Raw genomic sequence first — 17,428 nt, 5'->3', positions numbered from 1 at the left:
ACTGCAATAATAAGCAGGTTTAACGACCTTCTTAATTGCTTATTTCTTATTCCTAATTCTATATTCTTCTGCCGGTTTGTTACTTTTGCGGATATGTTGAAACAAACGCTCATCAAAGCTACCGAGGCCGGAGCTGCGGAATTACAACGCTTTTTTAATGGCCAGTTTAAAATAAGTAATAAAGAAGGGGTTAATAACCTGGTAACAGAGGCAGACCATGCGGCTGAAAAAGCCATCTTCGAAGTAATCAGACAAGATTATCCAGATCATTTTATTTTAAGTGAAGAAACAGGAGAAATTGTGCAAGACTCGGCCTATAAATGGATCATTGACCCCATTGACGGCACTGTAAATTTTGCCAATGGTATTCCCATTTGTTGCGTAAGTATTGGTATTGAGCAGAATGGGGAAATGATACTTGGTGCAGTATATAATCCATTTATCAACGAGTTTTTCTTTGCCCAGAAAGGATTTGGCGCCACGCTGAATGATAAAAAAATTCATGTAAGCGAAAAAACGCAGGTCATCAAAAGCTGTCTGGTAACCGGTTTTCCATATACCTATCTTGATATGGAAAATGGTCCGCTGCAGGTATTCGAAAAGCTTATTCGTAAAGGTGTACCAGTGAGAAGACTGGGAAGTGCTGCTATTGATCTGTGTTGGGTAGCAGCCGGTAGGTTTGATGGGTTTTATGAACACAAACTACAGGCATGGGATAGTGCAGCCGGATTTTTAATCGTAGAAGAAGCAGGAGGTAAAGTAACCGATTTCAAAGGCAATCATTACTCCCCCTATCAGCCACATATTATTGCCACCAACGGAAAAATACACGACGAGCTGGTAGCGATAGTAAATGGAGCACCTGTAACAGAAGAGTAAATAAACAGCGTAATATCCAATAACCAATTTCGAAATTGGTTATTGAACTTTCAATATTTTTTTATGAGTGAAGTTAGAACTGAAGTATCTGATCTGGGTGAGTTTGGTTTGATTGATCATCTTACCCGAAATTTTGAAATACACAATGCATCTACCGTATTAGGCGTAGGTGATGATGCAGCGGTGATTGATCATTTTGGAAAGCAAACTGTAGTTACAACCGATCTATTGCTGGAAGGGGTGCATTTCGATTTGATGTATACACCCCTGAAACACCTGGGTTATAAAGCCGTGATGGTAAACCTGAGTGATATCTATGCCATGAATGCTACTCCTACTCAGATTACCGTGAGTATTGGCATGAGCAATAGGTTTAGTGTGGAAGCCATGACAGAGTTATATGAAGGTATTCATATCGCCTGTGAAAAACATGGAGTTGATCTGGTAGGAGGTGATACATCTACTTCACAAAAAGGATTGATCATATCAGTAACAGCCATAGGAGAAGTAGCACCTGATAAGTTTGTAAAAAGGAGTACTGCATCAAAGGGAGACCTTATTTGTGTGAGTGGCGACTTAGGCGGTGCCTATTTAGGTTTAACTTTAATGGAAAGGGAAAAGAAAATTTATCTCGAGAATCCACAGATTCAACCAGACCTCGAAAACGAAAGTTATATCGTCGGCAGATTATTGAAACCAGAAGCAAGAAAAGATATCATCAATTTTTTCGAAACCAATAATATTACACCTACTGCAATGATGGATGTAAGCGATGGTATCAGCAGTGAAGTGCTGCACCTTTGTAAGCAAAGCAACCTTGGTTGCCGTATTTATGAAGAAAAACTACCCATTTCGGAACATAGCCGCAAAGCTGCATTCAAATTTGGATTAGATCCAACCGTTTGTGCACTGAATGGTGGGGAAGATTATGAACTCATCTTTACCCTGAAGCAGGAGGATCACGAAAAAATTACCTTAAATGAAGAGATCAGTGTGATCGGATATATGACCGAATTGGAAGAAGGTTGTAAATTACTGACCAAAGGAGGCAATACCTTTAATATTACCGCACAAGGCTGGAATGCATTTCAGCAATAAATAAATATGAAGACAGTCCGCATCACGCTATTTTTTCTTGCATTGATCATCGGACTATCTGCTAAGGTGGAGGGACAATACATTCCACCACCACTCCCTAAAATGGCGGCTAAGCCATTGGTAGAAGATATAGTGTTGCTGAAAAAAATACTGGAAGCCAATCATCCAAGTCTTTATTGGTACACACCCAAAGACAGCATCGATTACTATTTTAATGAAACCATTGCGGGCATCACCGATTCGCTGAATGAAGTGGAGTATAAAAACCGTGTGTCTAAACTTATTGCACATATAAGGTGCGGGCATACCACCGTTCGATTCTCAAAAGCCTATGGTAAAGTGGCGAATATGTACCGCTTTCCTCAATTCCCCCTTTCTTTAAAAGCATGGGATGATAGTCTGGTAGTATTGGGTAGTGCCTACCGAAACGATAGCATATTTAAAAGAGGTACTATCGTAACAGCGATTAATCAGCGTAAACCCGCAGCACTACTGGATACCATTTATCAATATATCAGTACCGATGGCTATGGGGTAAACCATAAAAGTCAGATTATCAGCAGCAATTTTCCAGGCTGGTATAAAACCATATTGGGTGATGCTGATTCAATATATAATATTCGTTATATCGACTCAACAGGTATCGAAAAAGAAACTACGATAAAAGCCTATCGTCCGGTAATAGATACAGGAAGAAAAAAGCCAACAGTCCGGGCTCCAGAGTTAACCAGAAGGGAGTTGAGAAAACTAAGCCTGCTGAATAAGCGAACGATGATTATTGATACTGCAACAAGTACGGCTTTTATTCGGCTTACCACATTTACCGGAGGAAGACTGAGAAGCTTTTTCAGGAAGTCTTTCAAAACACTTGCAAAACTATCTATACAAAACCTGGTAATTGATTTACGGGAGAATGGAGGAGGTAACGTAAGTAACAGCATTAAATTAACCCAGTATTTGGTTGATAAGCCATTTAAAATAGGCGATACAGTCGCGGCCATCAACCGAAAGTTTACCTATGGTAAGTATATAAAACCCAAACTGATTTATTGGTTTGCTATGAATTTCGGAGCAAAGAAAGAAGCAGATGGAAAAATTCATTACCGCCGTTATGAGCGACATTATTATTCGCCAATCAACAAACATCATTTTAATGGCAAACTGTATTTAATACAAGGTGGGTATACATTCTCAGCGGCAACGATGTTTATATCCCAATTACAGGGCCAGGCCAATGTAAAAGTTGTGGGTGAGGAAACAGGTGGCGGTTACTATGGAAATTCAGCCATGCATATCCCCAAAATCACTTTACCTAATTCCGGTATAGTAGTGAGTTTGCCGATGTATAGACTGGTAATGGATAAAGAACGCCCCAAAGGTTATGGTATTATGCCCGATATTTTCATTAAACCATCTTCTCAGGCTATTAAGGAAGGGTATGATATAAAGATTGCCGAAGTGCGAAAGATGATTGGAAGCGGAAATGATAAAAACTAATTGTCTCACTCACTTTCTATCCGACCGATTTCGTCCGTATTTTACATATTATAATAAAATGTAAATTTTACTAACTAATTCTCCTTCCTGTTTTATATTCACTGTAAATAAGGGCAAGCACTTTACACTTAATACACAACCAATATTTATGAAGCAGAGGTGTTTTTTGTACCTGCTCACGATGGTAGGGTTAACTTTTGTATGCAGCAGCTATATTAAAAAAACTGGATCAGCACAGAAAGCTGGTGAAACAGCCGACTATATTAAAAGTATAGACAGCCTGTTAAAAACCAGTTTACCCAGACCATTTAATGGCGTTGTTTTGATTACAAAAAATGGCAAACAGTTATATAAAAAAGCTGTTGGTTATGCTGATTTTTCTAAAAAAACGCCCCTTACATTAAGGGATAATTTTAGGATACAATCGAACAGCAAACAGATTACTGCGGTATTGGTATTAAAGGAAATTGAAAAGGGAAGTATAAAATTAGACCAGCCCATCCGGCAATATTTGCCCGATCTGAAACAGAGTTGGGCAGATACTGTTACGGTACACCAGTTATTGAATATGTCGGCTGGTTTAGTGCATCTCGAAAAACCATTGTCTTTTAAACCCGGTACCGGTTTCCATTATAGTAACCCAGCCTATGGCTTATTGGGACTGCTGATTGAAAAAACAACAGGGAAAACATATATCGAAGCAGCAAATAGTTTGTTCAAAGAACTGGGAATGCTGAATACGTTTTGTTATGAAATGGAAAAGTCCAATAAGGGACTGGTAAACGGATATTGGCGTACCAATGATTCACTAGAATTGGTGGATTTTAAAAGCATGAACTTCACAAATGAATCCTGGGCCAATTTTATTCCTGCTGGTGGAATAATTTCCAATGCCCTGGATCTGAATACCTGGGATACCAAACTGCATTCAGGAAAAATACTGCAGCCTGGGTCTTATACAGCCATGGTGAACTCTGGAATAGTAGATGAAGACTATACATTCAGTGCGCAAAAATCGAATTATGGTTATGGCGTAAATATAAATGAAGGATCACCGCATAAATATATTGGTCATGCAGGCAGGGGAATAGGCTTTGTAAGTCTGAAAATTTATGTGCCGGCTAAGGATTTAGACATCATTATACTCGAGAATGTTTACAACCGGGATGTAAGTATTGTCTATCATTTCGAAAAGAGTATCAGACAAATAGTAATGAATAGTAGTCTGGTGAAATAAGAAATGATTGATTCTTTTATGCATTTCAATCTGCAAGTCAAAGCCTGACCATGACCTGCATTGTTGAAATTCAATAAAATATTCCAGGGAAAGAGACTATGAAAAAATTATTTCAATAAAACAATTTTAAAAAATAAAGGTCGTTTTTGAGATGCGCTGCAACCAAGTAATCCCGCACCATCACAATTACATTCCCAGTGAAACATAAATTATACGGACTTGATCACTTAAGGGCCCTGGCCATTATTTTAGTTTTCTTTTTTCATTATTTCATCATCAGCGGTGGAGAGCCAGCATGGCTTCCGGATATTGCGTCTTTCGGATGGACGGGTGTGGATCTGTTTTTTGTATTGAGCGGATTTTTAATTTCGGCCCAACTATTTGAACAAATAAAACAGGGAGAGCTGGTTTCATTCAGAAAGTTCTTTTTAAAACGTTTTTTCAGGATTGTACCGGCATTTCTGGTTACCGTAGCACTTTATTTTTGGTTCCCCTTTTTCAGGGAAAAAGAAGCACTTCCGCCGTTATGGAAATTCCTGACTTTCACACAGAATTTAGGATTAAATCTAAAGGACTACGGCACTTTTTCTCATTGCTGGTCGCTCTGTGTAGAGGAACATTTCTACCTCTTCCTTCCACTTATTTTAATAGCCATTCAAAAGGGCAAAGGGATCAAAAATGCATATTGGCTATTAATAGGTGTATTTCTGGCAGGATTTGCAATAAGAATCTACAGCTTTAACCAGTTGTATTTACCTAATATATCGGATAAGAACAATTGGCTTTATTGGTATAAGTTTATTTACTACCCAACCTATAATCGTTTAGATGGATTACTAATTGGAGTAGTGATTGCGTCGATATATGTATTTAAATCAATCTGGTGGCAAAATATAGCTAAGTATGGGAATCTGCTGATCGTATTGGGCTTGATTACTTTAACAGGCGCCTATTTTTTATGCGAAGACCAACAAACATATGATGCATCTGTTTTTGGATTTCCGGTTATTGCAATTGGATTTGGATTGATGGTATCAGGAGCGATTAGCCCTGCAAGTTTCTTGTATAAATGGAACTCAAAGCTTACAACATTTATAGCAACTCTTTCTTATGCTATTTATCTAACACATAAAGGTGTTATTCACTCAACACAGCAGATTTTGTCTGAGTATAACCTCAACAGTAACATCGTACTGTTAATTTGTATCATCACCTGTATTGCTTTTGCCTATCTATTGCATCTGGTTGTAGAAAAACCGTTTATGAAACTGCGGGATAAAATTGTAAGTCGATGATTCCAAAAAAATACAAGACAGAAAATTTTCGGCAATCCTTATCGTAGAAGCACTCGTACTTCTGTATTTCTTTGAGCATTTGTTTTGGGAAAAAACGGCAAAACAAGAAGTAATTAAGAAGGAGTGCTATTTCTCCTTCCCATACGCTTAACTCATCGCTCATTGTTTAGCTATAGTTCTAATTTTCAATAATATCTTATTAAATTAGCATTTATATTTTGCCCTTTAACCAATTAATGATCTGCCTTCATAAATCCCAGAACAGTAAAGGCAATCATAACAAAACGAATACAACCTCAGATTGAAATGAAAATACTTATAACTATACTAGCACTTCTAAACGGTGGCTATATGCTGCTTGACGGAATTTTTGTAACAGTTAAGGGAAAATATATCGGTCCAGAAAAACCAGGACCCTGGGCTGAAATTTTTTACAAACTGAACGTTAATGTTTTTAAGCTTGGATGGCTCTTTATATTGTATGGGTTAATTTGGCTTACCTGGGTTTATGCCTTATCAACAAACAAAGAGTGGGCTTACAGTCTTGGATTAATCATTAGCTTACTTACAATATGGTATCTACCCTTCGGAACATTGATTTCTATTATAGTTTTAGCAACCCTTTTGTTTTGGAAACATAAAGTCGGCCTATGAAAATATTTATCATCGACTTTTCAAACGATACGGAAATTGAAAAAAGAATTTCGCAAGACATAGAAATCCATAGAGAAAATATGGACGGAGGCCAGGCGTATAAGTTGATAAGTGACATAATGCCTGACCTGATTTTTGTAAACGCTGACAAAAAGCCCAGTCACGGATTACAGACAGCTATATCTGTTAAACAGAGAAAGAAGACATCGAAAATTCCAATCATTTTTATAGGAAACGACCAAAAACAAAAAGATAAGCTGAACGAAATCGGTAAACTAATAAGCTTTGATCATATTGAGTCCTACCTGCAAGCGGCAAGAAATACCAAGCACTAAATCGGTTTGTGGTAAGAAAACTGAAGCTCTATATAAATAGGTTTGTGCTACCAATAAAGCGGAAAGCATACTAGCTTTTTGAAAAAATCCAACATTTTCGAAAAGCCTATCCTCATCACTCATCCACCACTTTCAACACTTCCAGTGTCTCCGTCAATCCCACCATCGCAACATTATATCCCTTTTCAATTCTTCCGGTTCTGTGAGATAAACCCATAACCTGTGCAGGGTACAAACTACACATACGCAATGATTCATCCATTGGTATCTGTGCTTTTTGTACCAGGTTTCGGGCACAGGCGGCCATATTTAATGCAGAGCCACTAAGCGTTCCATTAGACTCATACTTATCACCATTGAGTTTGTGTGGATAAGCACCGCTGGTGGTACCGGTTACTGCATCGGTAATAGCAAACAGTCTTTCTTTCATTTGTTTCTTGGCAATACGTATGGCTGCGAAATCTACATGATAACCATCGGGCACTATGCTACACATCACCGTTTCATGATCGAATATTGCACCAACCAATCCGGGTTCCCGATGTTGCAACGCACTCATGGCATTAAAAAGATGCGTGGCAGTAGGAATACCATTGTTAAATGCATCAATACCTTGTTGATAGGTGGCATTGCTATGTCCCGCAGAAATTACAACACCATAAGACCTGATCAAATTCACTATTTCTGGTGAACAAATTTCCGGAGCGAGGGTAATCATCGTAATAATACCTTTTCCATAATCCAGTAATGATTTTACCTGTTCTACAGTAGGTACATGAATAAATTCTTCCAGATGTGCACCTCTTTTTACCGGATTAATCCAAGGGCCTTCTATATGCAAGCCGATGCAACCTATACCCCTATTTTTCTGGTAAGCAGCAACTGCATCAATTGCCTGTTTAAATACCTCATAACTATTGGTTGCAACCGTTGGTTGAAAATAAGCAGCACCTCCTTCCCTGCAATACTTATACAACAATTCTAAAGATTCGATATTCGGATATACAGAAAATAGTTTTTCATAAGCACCATAAATCTGAATATCCATAAAAGCGGGTGCAATAATGGGGTATTGAGCCGTATAGGGCTCATGTATTACTTTAGCCGGAACAATATCAACTATAGCGCTACGCTCAGTAACAACAACCTGTTGTTCAAGCCAACGGCTACCAGTAAATAAACGGTTAGCAAAATAAGTATTGCGCTCACGCATAGAAAGCTTTTTTAAATTTCTTAGAGAAAGACATAATCAATATCGAATGATGAATATCGAATTCTCAATTATTCATATTCGTCATTCCATCTTCATCATTCAAACATCTGTAATCAAAAACTGATCAGCGTCTTTCCAGAAGGGGAATTTTGTACGAACATCGTCTACTGCATTTTTTTGCAGGGTGATGGTAAAAATGTCTTCATCGTGTTCCTTATGGTAAAGCACTTCCCCTAGCGGATCAACTACCATACTATTACCACTGTGGTAAATTTTATTACCATCATTTCCAACCCGGTTAACACCTACTACAAAAGACTGGTTTTCGATTGCACGCGCGGTGAGTAAAGTCTTCCAGGCATGGTTTCTTCTTTCCGGCCAGTTGGCAACATAAATAATGGCATCAAACTCCGGACCATGTTCATTAGTTTGCTGACGGGCCCAAACCGGGAAGCGCAGATCGTAACAAATCTGAAGGTTTATTCTCCAACCTTTTACCTGTGCTATCAGTCGTTTATTACCTGCAGCATAATGTTGGTCCTCACCCGCAAAAGCAAAACGGTGTCTTTTATCGTAATATCCCAATGTTCCATTCGGAAGCACCCATAATAATCGATTGTAAAATTGATCTCCATCCCGGATAATCAGGCTTCCGGTAATCACCACTTTCTTTTTAGCAGCAATATGTTTCATCCACTGAACCGATGGTCCGTCCATGGGTTCAGCCAATACTTCGGGGCGCATACTAAAACCAGTACTAAACATTTCGGGCAATACCACGATTTCTGTTTTTTCCGAAATGCTGTTAATCTTCTCCTCAAACATATTGAGGTTGGCGGTTTTGTCTTCCCAGAAAAGAGACGACTGTATCAAAGAAAAGCTAAGCGATGACATGTTTGCAAGGTAAGGAGAACAGAGGAACAGAAGAACAGAAGAACATCGAATATCCAATGTCCAAATAAATATTACTTGAACATTGGACATTCGATGTTCTTCTGTTATGTTCCTCTGTTCTTCCCTTCTTTTGTTTCAAAACATCAAAACCCCCATCTGAATAGATCCATAGCTTTGACTGTTAAGCTGGCCGGCGGTTTCTTTTGATTGATGTATAAAGGCAATCCTGGTATTAAAGCGTTTTTGGGCGTAGCAAATTCCCCATTCCTGTTCAAAAACCCATGTTTCCGGATTAGTAAGCACGGCCCCGTTTTTATTGCTGAATAATCCACCTTGTAAACTCGCATTATAAACCTGGGCTTGCATAGAGGGGTGGACATAAAGAAATAATTCCATTTTCTTTTTTGGGGCTGCATAACCACTGCTCATCCTGGTATTGAAAAGTAAAGAACTATGATTGCTTTCATAAGAACCGATACAAAAAACGGTTCCCAGTTTTGCGTTGGTAAACTGTGTCCCCAAACTCGCAGATAAAACCGGCACCATTTTGAATACTTGTCCAAGGTTAAACAAGGTTTGGGCATATGATGCAGTAAGATCAATACCCAGTGCATTCGGCACCTGGTATTTCCATCCCTCAAATTTTTTAAAATTCAGTAAGCTATGATAGCCATTCTGTAGCGCCTCACCAAGGGAAGATTTTCCTACTAAACCCAATGTTAGACCCCATTGCAATAAAGCATCGTTGCGATAGCTGCTGATGGAACGATAATCTGCATATAAATAACCGCAATAGGGCCGGTCTATTTCATGGGTGGTTTCTGCCTTTTTGGATAAGGGGGTAAATATTTTCTGTCCTAATTCAAAAGCATGAATACGTTTAACCCTGGTAGATGTATCAGCAATTCGGTAGTTTAATTTAATACCATTGGTATAATAAGCATCCTTTATCTGAAACAGGTATGCATCGTTTTCTGTGGTAACAGTAAACGCTTTTCGGGGAATAAATTTCTGCTGCGCATTACTGCATATCAACAATAACGAGCTGGCAATCGTTAAAAAAAACCTCATTAGGGGGAAGTAGTTTCTGCGTCTAAGGTAAACTTAATTAATGTTCAATGTCCAATGTTCAATGTCCAATTTCGAAATTGGACATTCAATATTCTACATTCATCATTCCTATTGCTTCCCTGATCAGGTCTTGTTCGAAACCTTTTTGCAGGAGGTATTGGGTGGTTTTTGCACGGCGGGAAATGGGGGTTTCCTTTTTTAGGGTAAGCCATTTGGTGCGGGCGAGTTTTTGTAAAATGGTCCGATAATCATCCTCATCTATTTCTTTTAAGGCAGATTTAATGTTGGGGGCACTGATCCTTTTTTGTTTTAATTCGTACACAATTTTAACCCGCCCCCATTTTTTTAAGCGGAAATGACCACCGGCAAATTGGGTGGCAAAACGGGCTTCATTCAGGTAATCTTCTTCAATTAAACGGCTTATCAGGGTTTCAACGGCTGTTTTTGGCAGACCATAGCCATACAGTTTTTCCCTAACCTCAAAATGGCATCGCTCCTGATAGGCACAATAATGCTTTATTTTTTGCCATGCCTGTTCTGGGGTAAGCTTGTTTCGAAGGGTCATGCGTACAATAAATTGTGTTATTATTAGTTATATTTGTTAGAAACCGAGAACTCTTTACATGAACCTTATTCAGCATGCAGTTTGTTTGATTGATGATGACAAGATCTATCAATTCACCGCACGAAAAATGCTGGAAGCTACCGGTATGGCCAAAACCATACAATCCTTCTACGACGGCAGTGAGGCACTCGCTTTTTTCACCAGTGAAAATAGTAAGGATGCAGCTAATTTACCCGATGTGATTTTTCTCGACATCAATATGCCGGTAATGAATGGCTGGGAATTTCTGGAAGAGTACGAGAAACTCAATAAAAAGCTGCCCAAAACCATGTCGCTCTATGTGGTAAGTTCTTCGGTAGATGATGCCGATATTCGCCGCTCACGCGAGTTTACCACCGTTACAGATTATATTGTAAAGCCTATTACACGCATGCGTTACCAGGAATTACTGGAAACCATTGGCTCAATTTCCTGAGTCAATTCACAACTGATTAACATTGACCGTTTTTTAGAACCAGGTACCTCCAATTTAGGTTGCGGAATATTAACAATTTGCATTAGGTTTGTTGCAAACCTAAATTCCACAGAATGAAATTTATTGTTTCTTCCTCTTCTCTCTTAAAACACCTGCAGCAGATCAGCGGTGTAATTAATGCGAATACGGTGTTGCCGATTCTGGAGGATTTTCTATTTGAAATACAGGATAAAAAACTGAATGTAGTTGCTACCGATCTGGAAACCGTGATGCGTGTTCAGATGGATGTTGAAAGTAAGGTAAATGGCAAGGTTTGTGTTCCAGCCAAAATATTGATGGATTCTTTAAAAAACATTGCAGATCAACCACTTACGTTTAATATCGACAAAAATTTCGCCATTGAAATCACCAGCGATAATGGTAAATACAAGGTAATGGGTGAAAACCCCGATAATTTCCCCAAAGAACCCGCTGCCGATGATACAACCGGTTTTGAAATGACGAGTGGAGGACTGCTTACCGCCATCAATAAAACACTGTTTGCTGTTAGTAACGATGATTTACGTCCGGCTATGACAGGTGTGTTCTTTGAACTGTCGAAAGAGGGTGTTCAGTTTGTGGCTACCGATGCTCATAGACTGGTTAAATATAAACGCACTGATGCAAAAGCTACCAAAACAGACTCTTTCATAGTACCTAAAAAGCCTTTGAACCTGTTAAAGAATGCCCTGCCAGACAACGACGATGCTATTACCGTTAGCTATAACAGTAACCATCTTTTTGTAAACCACGGTTCAACACAAATGATTTGTCGCCTTATCGATGCGCGGTTCCCGGATTATAAAGTGGTAATTCCAACAGATAATCCTTATAAACTGATTGTAAATAAAGCTGACTTCCAGAATGCCCTTCGTCGTGTAAACGTATTTAGTAATAAGAGTACCAATCAGGTAGCATTAAGTATTACCGGAAGCGAATTACAAATGGCTGCTCAAGACATCGACTTCAGCTTTGAAGGAAATGAAAGAATGAGCTGTCAATATGATGGAGAAGATCTGCAGATTGCTTTCAACGCGAAATTCCTGATTGAAATGCTTAACGCAGCGGATACAGAAGACGTTAAAATGGAACTTTCAACCCCTACCAAAGCGGGATTGATCAAGCCAACTGAACAAGCCGAAGGCGAAGACCTGCTAATGCTGGTTATGCCGCTGATGCTGAATAACTAGGCTTCTGATTTTAATAATTATAAGACCCCGGAGTTATTTCCGGGGTTTTTTTGCGTTAGTTCGAAAGTCCGGGAGTCCGGAAGACAGGAGGATTCGGCGTAAAGTTTTGAGACTCCTTAATAAGACAATCATCTTTCCGACTCCGGACTATCGGACTCCCGGACTTTTCAATTTCCCCCAACATTTACTAACTTGAAGCAACAATTGCACCCCATATGATCGACTCAATCATTCAATATTTCAGTAGCATTCCCAGTTTGCACAGGGCCTTGATTCTTGCGGGCGGCATTACTTTTTTCTGGATTATTGAAGGAGCTATTCCATTATTCAAATTCCGCTATAATAAATGGAAACATGCCTCCATTAATATATTCTTTACCATTACTACCATTGTCATCAATTTTGCTTTTGCCCTGGTGATAGTAAAATCGAGCGACTGGGCTATAGCAAATAAAATCGGCATCCTTCAATGGATTGAAATGCCGCAATGGGTATTTCTAATCGGCGGGTTAATGCTGCTCGACCTGGTCGGAGCCTGGTTCATTCATTTTATTGAACACAAGGTAAAATGGATGTGGAAATTTCACATGGTACACCATGCCGATACCCATGTAGATACCACCACCGCCAACCGACATCATCCGGGTGAAAGCGTATTCCGTGCTGTTTTTACTACGATTGGGGTAGTTGCTTGCGGGGCTCCTATGTGGCTGGTGATGTTATACCAAAGTTTGAGCGCGGTTCTATCGCAGTTCAACCATGCAAATATCCGCTTACCCCTTTGGCTGGATAAAGCCATAAGCCTGATAATTGTATCGCCCGATATGCATAAAGTGCACCATCACTACATACGACCACAAACCGATTCCAACTACGGCAATATCTTCTCTCTGTGGGATCGCCTGTTCGGTACGTTTAATTATACTCCGGTGGAACAACTTCGCTATGGACTTGATGTACTCGATGACAACACCGATGGTAAACTGGGCTATCAACTTAAAATACCGTTCGACAATAGCGTTAAGACGGATAGATAAAGAGAGGAATTTTGAATATCGAATATCCAATTTCCAAGTTAAGCAGTATCCTATTTCAAAATTGGACATTGGATATTGGATATTCAACATTCATTGTCCTTCCGATTGCTCATCTTTGCTGAAATTTGATCCATGAAAATTGCTGCTTTTATACCGGCACGATATGCCGCCACCAGGTTTCCGGCAAAACTCATGCAACTACTGGGAAACAAACCTGTTATCAGACATACCTATGATAATACGGTGGCAACAGGTTTATTCAATGATGTTTATGTAGTTACTGACAGTGATATTATTTTCCAGGAAATTACAAATAATGGTGGTAAAGCCATTATGAGTAAAAAGAACCATGAAAGCGGCAGCGATCGTATTGCAGAGGCAGTAGCAGATTTGGATATTGATATTGTAGTAAACGTTCAGGGTGATGAACCCTTTGTAAAAAAAGAGCCACTGGCACAGTTATTACAGGTTTTTGAAGGCGAAGAGGGTAAACAGGTACAAGTGGCCTCTTTGATGCAGGTACTGAAAGAGCAAAAGTTTATTGAAGATCCGAACTATGTAAAAGTGGCCATTGACCGAAACTTTAATGCACTGATGTTTTCAAGAAGTGTGATACCCTATCCCAGAAGCACTGAGAGCCCGATCACCTATTATGAACATATTGGTGTATATGCGTTTAGAAAACAGGCACTGTTGAATTTCACGTCCTGGGCCATGACTCCACTGGAATCAGCTGAAAAAATTGAATGTTTGCGCTATCTTGAAAATGGTGTTACTATTAAAATGGTGGTAACAGATTATATGGGTGTAGAAATTGATACCCCTGAAGACCTCGAAAGAGCTGCAGCCTTATTGGCTTGATAAAAGCGGGCAAATACATACAACAGTGGCGGGCAAAACCTATCTTTACAGAACCCCGGTTTTTACCCAAACTGATTGACGCATGAGTACTTCCCAAAAGAGCAAAGCACCTAAAATGTATGGCAGGGTTCGCTGGTTATTTTTTTTCTCAATACTTACCCTGGTATGTTTGGGTGGGGTGTTATACCAGCAACAGCAAAACCTAACTAAAACCGGTAACTGGCTTTCGCATACTTATTCTATACTGAAAGAAGTATCACAACTGAAATCGGTTATAGCCCAGGCTGAATCTTCCACAAAAGATTTCATGCTATCGAAAGATACTGCCTGGAAACCACAAGTGCTGCATATACAAGCCGAAGCAAAACAACTGATACAACAACTGGAAACCAGGTTTAAAGGAGATACAGCTTTTTCAATCGACCAGCTTTCAATCCTTAAACAATTGGTGGCTAATAAAAGTGAATTTCAAATAGGTGTACTCCAAGGTAACCAATCGCCCACAGCAATTTCGGATAGAATAGGTTATGATGGAGAAGGTAACATGGTTGCGCATTCAATCTATAAAATACTGGATGATATTACGGCAGAAGCAGAAACATTACTGATAGCCCGGGGTACAGTTAATGAAAAAACCTATTCCAGTATTGGTTACACTTCTTTAATTGGCGGTGTAATTGCATTTTTAGTTGTACTGATTTTAATCATACAACTGAACAGAGACTTGACCCTCCGTAAAAAAGCGGAAGAAAGTGTTGGCTATAGTGATGAAAAGTACCGTAACATCATCGAAAATGCCAGCGTGGTAATGTATACGACCGATGTAAACGGAACCATAACATTTGCCAATAAACAAGTAGGAGAGCTAACAGGGTATACAGTAGACGAATTAATTGGAAAAGACTTTTCTTTTTTATTACATCCATCCTGGTTACAACAGGTGTTTAATCATTATACCAACCAGTTTCAGCAAAGAATTCCCTCAACTACATTAGAATTTATTACCAGAACAAAAAATGGTCAGCAAAAATGGGTAGAACAAACTGCGCAACTACTTACCAAGGATAATATTGTAATCGGCTACCAGTGTATGGTAAAAGATATTACAGAAAAGAAAAAAATCGAACTCGAGTTAAAAGAATCAGAACAAAGAAGGAAAGAGAATCAATTAAGACTTGAATCAATCATGGAGAATACAACTTCCCTGATTTTTATCAAGAACCTCGATGGCAAATACATAATGATTAACAGGCGATTCAGGGAAGTAATGGGTGTTACCGACGAAATGGTGATCAATAAAACAGATTATGATTTTAGTGAAAAGGAAACAGCAGATCATTACAAACGCTTAGATGATGAAGTATTCAGCACAAGAAAACCGGTTGAGTCAGAAGAGTGGATCTATGGTCCGGAAGGAAGAAAAAACCTGTTGGTGATTAAATTCCCGCTGATGGATCATAAAAAGAAAATCTTTGGCATCAGTGGTATAGCAACAGATATAACAGACAGGGTACTCTATCAGCAAAAACTTATTGAAGCGCGAAAAAATGCGGAAGAGGCAAAGCAATTGCAGGAGCAGTTTCTGGCCAATATGAGCCATGAAATACGAACCCCTATGAATGGTATACAGGGTATGACAAACCTGCTTTTGCAAACCCAGCTTGATGAGCAGCAGAAAGAATTTACCGGAATGATTAAACGATCGGTGAATAATCTGCTGGTGATTGTAAATGATATCCTCGACTTCTCAAAAATAAAAGCTGGCAGGGTTACGATCGATAAAACAGCTTTCAATATTAGGGAAGTGATTAGTGGAATTAAAGCTCAGTTCGAACATGAAATCAATCGTAAAGAATTACAATTACTGGTTGAGTGCGAACCAGGTCTACCGGAAACAGTAATAGGAGATCCTTACAGGCTGAACCAGGTACTGGTAAATATTATAGGCAATGCCATTAAATTCACTGTTGCGGGTCAGGTTAAATTAACGGTTGAACAGTTAAATCTACAGGGAACAAAAGCTGAATTCCTGTTTACGGTAGCTGATACCGGGATTGGAATACCTGACGATAAAAGAGAAGTCATTTTCGATGCGTTTACACAAGCTGGTCCGGATATAGCGAGAAACTATGGTGGTGCCGGTTTAGGACTGGCTATATGTAAGGGTTTGGTTGAGTTACAACACGGTACTATTTCCGTAACAAATATACCCGGTGGTGGTTCTATCTTCTCGGTTAAATTACCCTATGAAATAGTCGCCAAAGAATCTGCAGAAGATGTTGAAGACGAATCACTCTTATTAAAGGGTAAAAATTTTCTGGTGGTAGAAGATAATGAGGTTAATCAGAAGCTGGTGAGTTATGTACTTAAAAAAGTTGGCGGTGTGGTAGACATTGCAAATAACGGGCAAATGGCGATCGACCTGGTCGAAAGCCATTTAGATAAATACGACCTGATCATTATGGATATTCAGATGCCAGTTATGGATGGTTATGAGGCCACAGAGTATATAAGAAAGACCTTACAGCTTAAAACGCCCATTATTGCTATGACGGCAACAGCCCTGAAAGGTGATCAGGAAAGGGCCGAACAGGTGGGAATGAATGAATTTATGCTCAAGCCATTTGAATTTGATGATTTGTATAAAAGATTATTAAAACTACTTTCACCAAAGAATGTATTGAACAACCCAAATACAACCATAATGAACGAAGAAAAATTGTATGATCTTTCTTTATTGGAAGGATTAGATGATAAAGATTCTTTATTGGATGTTTTAAACCTTTTCCTTGAAAACACGCCGGATCAGATTAAAGAGCTTCAGGCTATCGGAACTACGGAACAGTACGATGATATTTATAAACTGGCCCATAAACTTAAAGGAGCTTTGGCAATGCTGCAAGCATCCAGGATTTCAGAATTACTGGGTAAAATAGAAGCAGACGCAAGAGAAAAGAAACATACAGAAATGATTGAAGAAAAAATTAAAGAAGTGAGTCAGCTTTTTGATAAAATGCAGGCCCAGTTGTTGGAAGAAAAACAACATATCATGGGTCAATAAGAGAAAACACGTACTTTTAAATTCAAT

General features: G+C 39.1%; 16 protein-coding genes. 12 read left to right on the top strand and 4 right to left on the bottom strand.

The window, feature by feature from the left end:
- Nucleotides 1–93: 93 nt before the first annotated feature.
- The 7 genes from ACH30E_RS01630 to ACH30E_RS01600 all read left to right on the top strand — a co-directional run bounded on the left by ACH30E_RS01630 (nucleotide 94) and on the right by ACH30E_RS01600 (nucleotide 6,995).
- The gene (locus ACH30E_RS01630) at nucleotides 94–879 is read left to right on the top strand and encodes an inositol monophosphatase family protein (RefSeq protein ID WP_294989617.1); all 786 of its coding nucleotides are present in this window, start codon (nucleotides 94–96) and stop codon (nucleotides 877–879) included.
- Nucleotides 880–942: 63 nt separating this feature from the next.
- Complete coding sequence (gene thiL / locus ACH30E_RS01625) at nucleotides 943–1,977, top strand: thiamine-phosphate kinase (RefSeq protein WP_490823368.1); 1,035 nt, start codon at nucleotides 943–945, stop codon at nucleotides 1,975–1,977.
- 6 nt (nucleotides 1,978–1,983) lie between these two features.
- The gene (locus ACH30E_RS01620) at nucleotides 1,984–3,474 is read left to right on the top strand and encodes a S41 family peptidase (RefSeq protein ID WP_490823367.1); all 1,491 of its coding nucleotides are present in this window, start codon (nucleotides 1,984–1,986) and stop codon (nucleotides 3,472–3,474) included.
- 148 nt (nucleotides 3,475–3,622) lie between these two features.
- Nucleotides 3,623–4,711, top strand: a complete 1,089-nt coding sequence (locus ACH30E_RS01615) for a serine hydrolase domain-containing protein (RefSeq protein ID WP_490823366.1) — start codon at nucleotides 3,623–3,625, stop codon at nucleotides 4,709–4,711.
- 197 nt (nucleotides 4,712–4,908) lie between these two features.
- A complete protein-coding gene (locus ACH30E_RS01610) occupies nucleotides 4,909–6,006 on the top strand; it encodes an acyltransferase family protein (RefSeq protein WP_490823364.1) in 1,098 nt (365 codons plus the stop codon).
- 306 nt (nucleotides 6,007–6,312) lie between these two features.
- Nucleotides 6,313–6,660: a hypothetical protein gene (locus ACH30E_RS01605; protein ID WP_490823362.1), complete on the top strand. Its 348-nt coding sequence runs from the start codon at nucleotides 6,313–6,315 to the stop codon at nucleotides 6,658–6,660.
- Nucleotides 6,657–6,995 (top strand): PleD family two-component system response regulator, encoded by a 339-nt coding sequence (locus tag ACH30E_RS01600; protein ID WP_294989601.1) that lies wholly within the window; start codon nucleotides 6,657–6,659, stop codon nucleotides 6,993–6,995. Before ACH30E_RS01605 ends, ACH30E_RS01600 begins: the two co-directional genes overlap by 4 nt.
- Before the next feature lie 115 nt (nucleotides 6,996–7,110).
- On the opposite strand, the gene nagA is transcribed toward ACH30E_RS01600, so the two are convergent.
- From nagA to ACH30E_RS01580, 4 genes are all read right to left on the bottom strand, one after another.
- Nucleotides 7,111–8,208 (bottom strand): N-acetylglucosamine-6-phosphate deacetylase, encoded by a 1,098-nt coding sequence (gene nagA, locus ACH30E_RS01595; protein WP_490823360.1) that lies wholly within the window; start codon nucleotides 8,206–8,208, stop codon nucleotides 7,111–7,113.
- 99 nt (nucleotides 8,209–8,307) lie between these two features.
- Entirely contained in the window at nucleotides 8,308–9,102 is a 795-nt protein-coding gene (locus tag ACH30E_RS01590) for an amidohydrolase (protein WP_490823358.1), read from the bottom strand.
- A gap of 135 nt (nucleotides 9,103–9,237) precedes the next feature.
- Nucleotides 9,238–10,173 (bottom strand): lipid A deacylase LpxR family protein, encoded by a 936-nt coding sequence (locus ACH30E_RS01585; RefSeq protein ID WP_490823357.1) that lies wholly within the window; start codon nucleotides 10,171–10,173, stop codon nucleotides 9,238–9,240.
- Nucleotides 10,174–10,258: 85 nt separating this feature from the next.
- Nucleotides 10,259–10,738 (bottom strand): regulatory protein RecX, encoded by a 480-nt coding sequence (locus tag ACH30E_RS01580; RefSeq protein ID WP_294989590.1) that lies wholly within the window; start codon nucleotides 10,736–10,738, stop codon nucleotides 10,259–10,261.
- A 58-nt stretch (nucleotides 10,739–10,796) separates the two neighbouring features.
- Between ACH30E_RS01580 and ACH30E_RS01575 the strand changes: the two genes are divergently transcribed.
- The 5 genes from ACH30E_RS01575 (at nucleotide 10,797) to ACH30E_RS01555 (ending at nucleotide 17,401) form a co-directional block, all read left to right on the top strand.
- A complete protein-coding gene (locus ACH30E_RS01575; protein ID WP_294989587.1) occupies nucleotides 10,797–11,213 on the top strand; it encodes a response regulator in 417 nt (138 codons plus the stop codon).
- A gap of 113 nt (nucleotides 11,214–11,326) precedes the next feature.
- Nucleotides 11,327–12,442: a DNA polymerase III subunit beta gene (gene dnaN / locus ACH30E_RS01570; protein ID WP_294989584.1), complete on the top strand. Its 1,116-nt coding sequence runs from the start codon at nucleotides 11,327–11,329 to the stop codon at nucleotides 12,440–12,442.
- Nucleotides 12,443–12,657: 215 nt separating this feature from the next.
- On the top strand, nucleotides 12,658–13,479 hold the full coding sequence (locus ACH30E_RS01565) for a sterol desaturase family protein (protein ID WP_490823354.1): 822 nt from the start codon (nucleotides 12,658–12,660) through the stop codon (nucleotides 13,477–13,479).
- Nucleotides 13,480–13,611: 132 nt separating this feature from the next.
- Complete coding sequence (kdsB, locus tag ACH30E_RS01560; protein ID WP_490823352.1) at nucleotides 13,612–14,340, top strand: 3-deoxy-manno-octulosonate cytidylyltransferase; 729 nt, start codon at nucleotides 13,612–13,614, stop codon at nucleotides 14,338–14,340.
- A gap of 82 nt (nucleotides 14,341–14,422) precedes the next feature.
- Complete coding sequence (locus ACH30E_RS01555; RefSeq protein WP_490823351.1) at nucleotides 14,423–17,401, top strand: PAS domain S-box protein; 2,979 nt, start codon at nucleotides 14,423–14,425, stop codon at nucleotides 17,399–17,401.
- Nucleotides 17,402–17,428: the final 27 nt, after the last annotated feature.

Source organism: Sediminibacterium sp. FW305-C-61, from assembly GCF_058231065.1.
This window is presented reverse-complemented; position numbering and strand designations above follow the sequence as displayed.

Excerpts from the sequence above, each read along its gene's own strand:
- ACH30E_RS01580 (WP_294989590.1), bottom strand. The coding sequence starts at position 10,738 with ATGACCCTTCGAAACAAGCTTACCCCAGAACAGGCATGGCAAAAAATA.
- ACH30E_RS01575 (WP_294989587.1), top strand. The coding sequence starts at position 10,797 with ATGAACCTTATTCAGCATGCAGTTTGTTTGATTGATGATGACAAGATC.
- ACH30E_RS01620 (WP_490823367.1), top strand. The coding sequence starts at position 1,984 with ATGAAGACAGTCCGCATCACGCTATTTTTTCTTGCATTGATCATCGGA.
- ACH30E_RS01615 (WP_490823366.1), top strand. The coding sequence starts at position 3,623 with ATGAAGCAGAGGTGTTTTTTGTACCTGCTCACGATGGTAGGGTTAACT.
- ACH30E_RS01565 (WP_490823354.1), top strand. The coding sequence starts at position 12,658 with ATGATCGACTCAATCATTCAATATTTCAGTAGCATTCCCAGTTTGCAC.
- ACH30E_RS01585 (WP_490823357.1), bottom strand. The coding sequence starts at position 10,173 with ATGAGGTTTTTTTTAACGATTGCCAGCTCGTTATTGTTGATATGCAGT.
- ACH30E_RS01630 (WP_294989617.1), top strand. The coding sequence starts at position 94 with ATGTTGAAACAAACGCTCATCAAAGCTACCGAGGCCGGAGCTGCGGAA.
- nagA (WP_490823360.1), bottom strand. The coding sequence starts at position 8,208 with ATGCGTGAGCGCAATACTTATTTTGCTAACCGTTTATTTACTGGTAGC.
- kdsB (WP_490823352.1), top strand. The coding sequence starts at position 13,612 with ATGAAAATTGCTGCTTTTATACCGGCACGATATGCCGCCACCAGGTTT.
- ACH30E_RS01605 (WP_490823362.1), top strand. The coding sequence starts at position 6,313 with ATGAAAATACTTATAACTATACTAGCACTTCTAAACGGTGGCTATATG.
- ACH30E_RS01600 (WP_294989601.1), top strand. The coding sequence starts at position 6,657 with ATGAAAATATTTATCATCGACTTTTCAAACGATACGGAAATTGAAAAA.
- ACH30E_RS01555 (WP_490823351.1), top strand. The coding sequence starts at position 14,423 with ATGAGTACTTCCCAAAAGAGCAAAGCACCTAAAATGTATGGCAGGGTT.
- ACH30E_RS01590 (WP_490823358.1), bottom strand. The coding sequence starts at position 9,102 with ATGTCATCGCTTAGCTTTTCTTTGATACAGTCGTCTCTTTTCTGGGAA.
- dnaN (WP_294989584.1), top strand. The coding sequence starts at position 11,327 with ATGAAATTTATTGTTTCTTCCTCTTCTCTCTTAAAACACCTGCAGCAG.
- thiL (WP_490823368.1), top strand. The coding sequence starts at position 943 with ATGAGTGAAGTTAGAACTGAAGTATCTGATCTGGGTGAGTTTGGTTTG.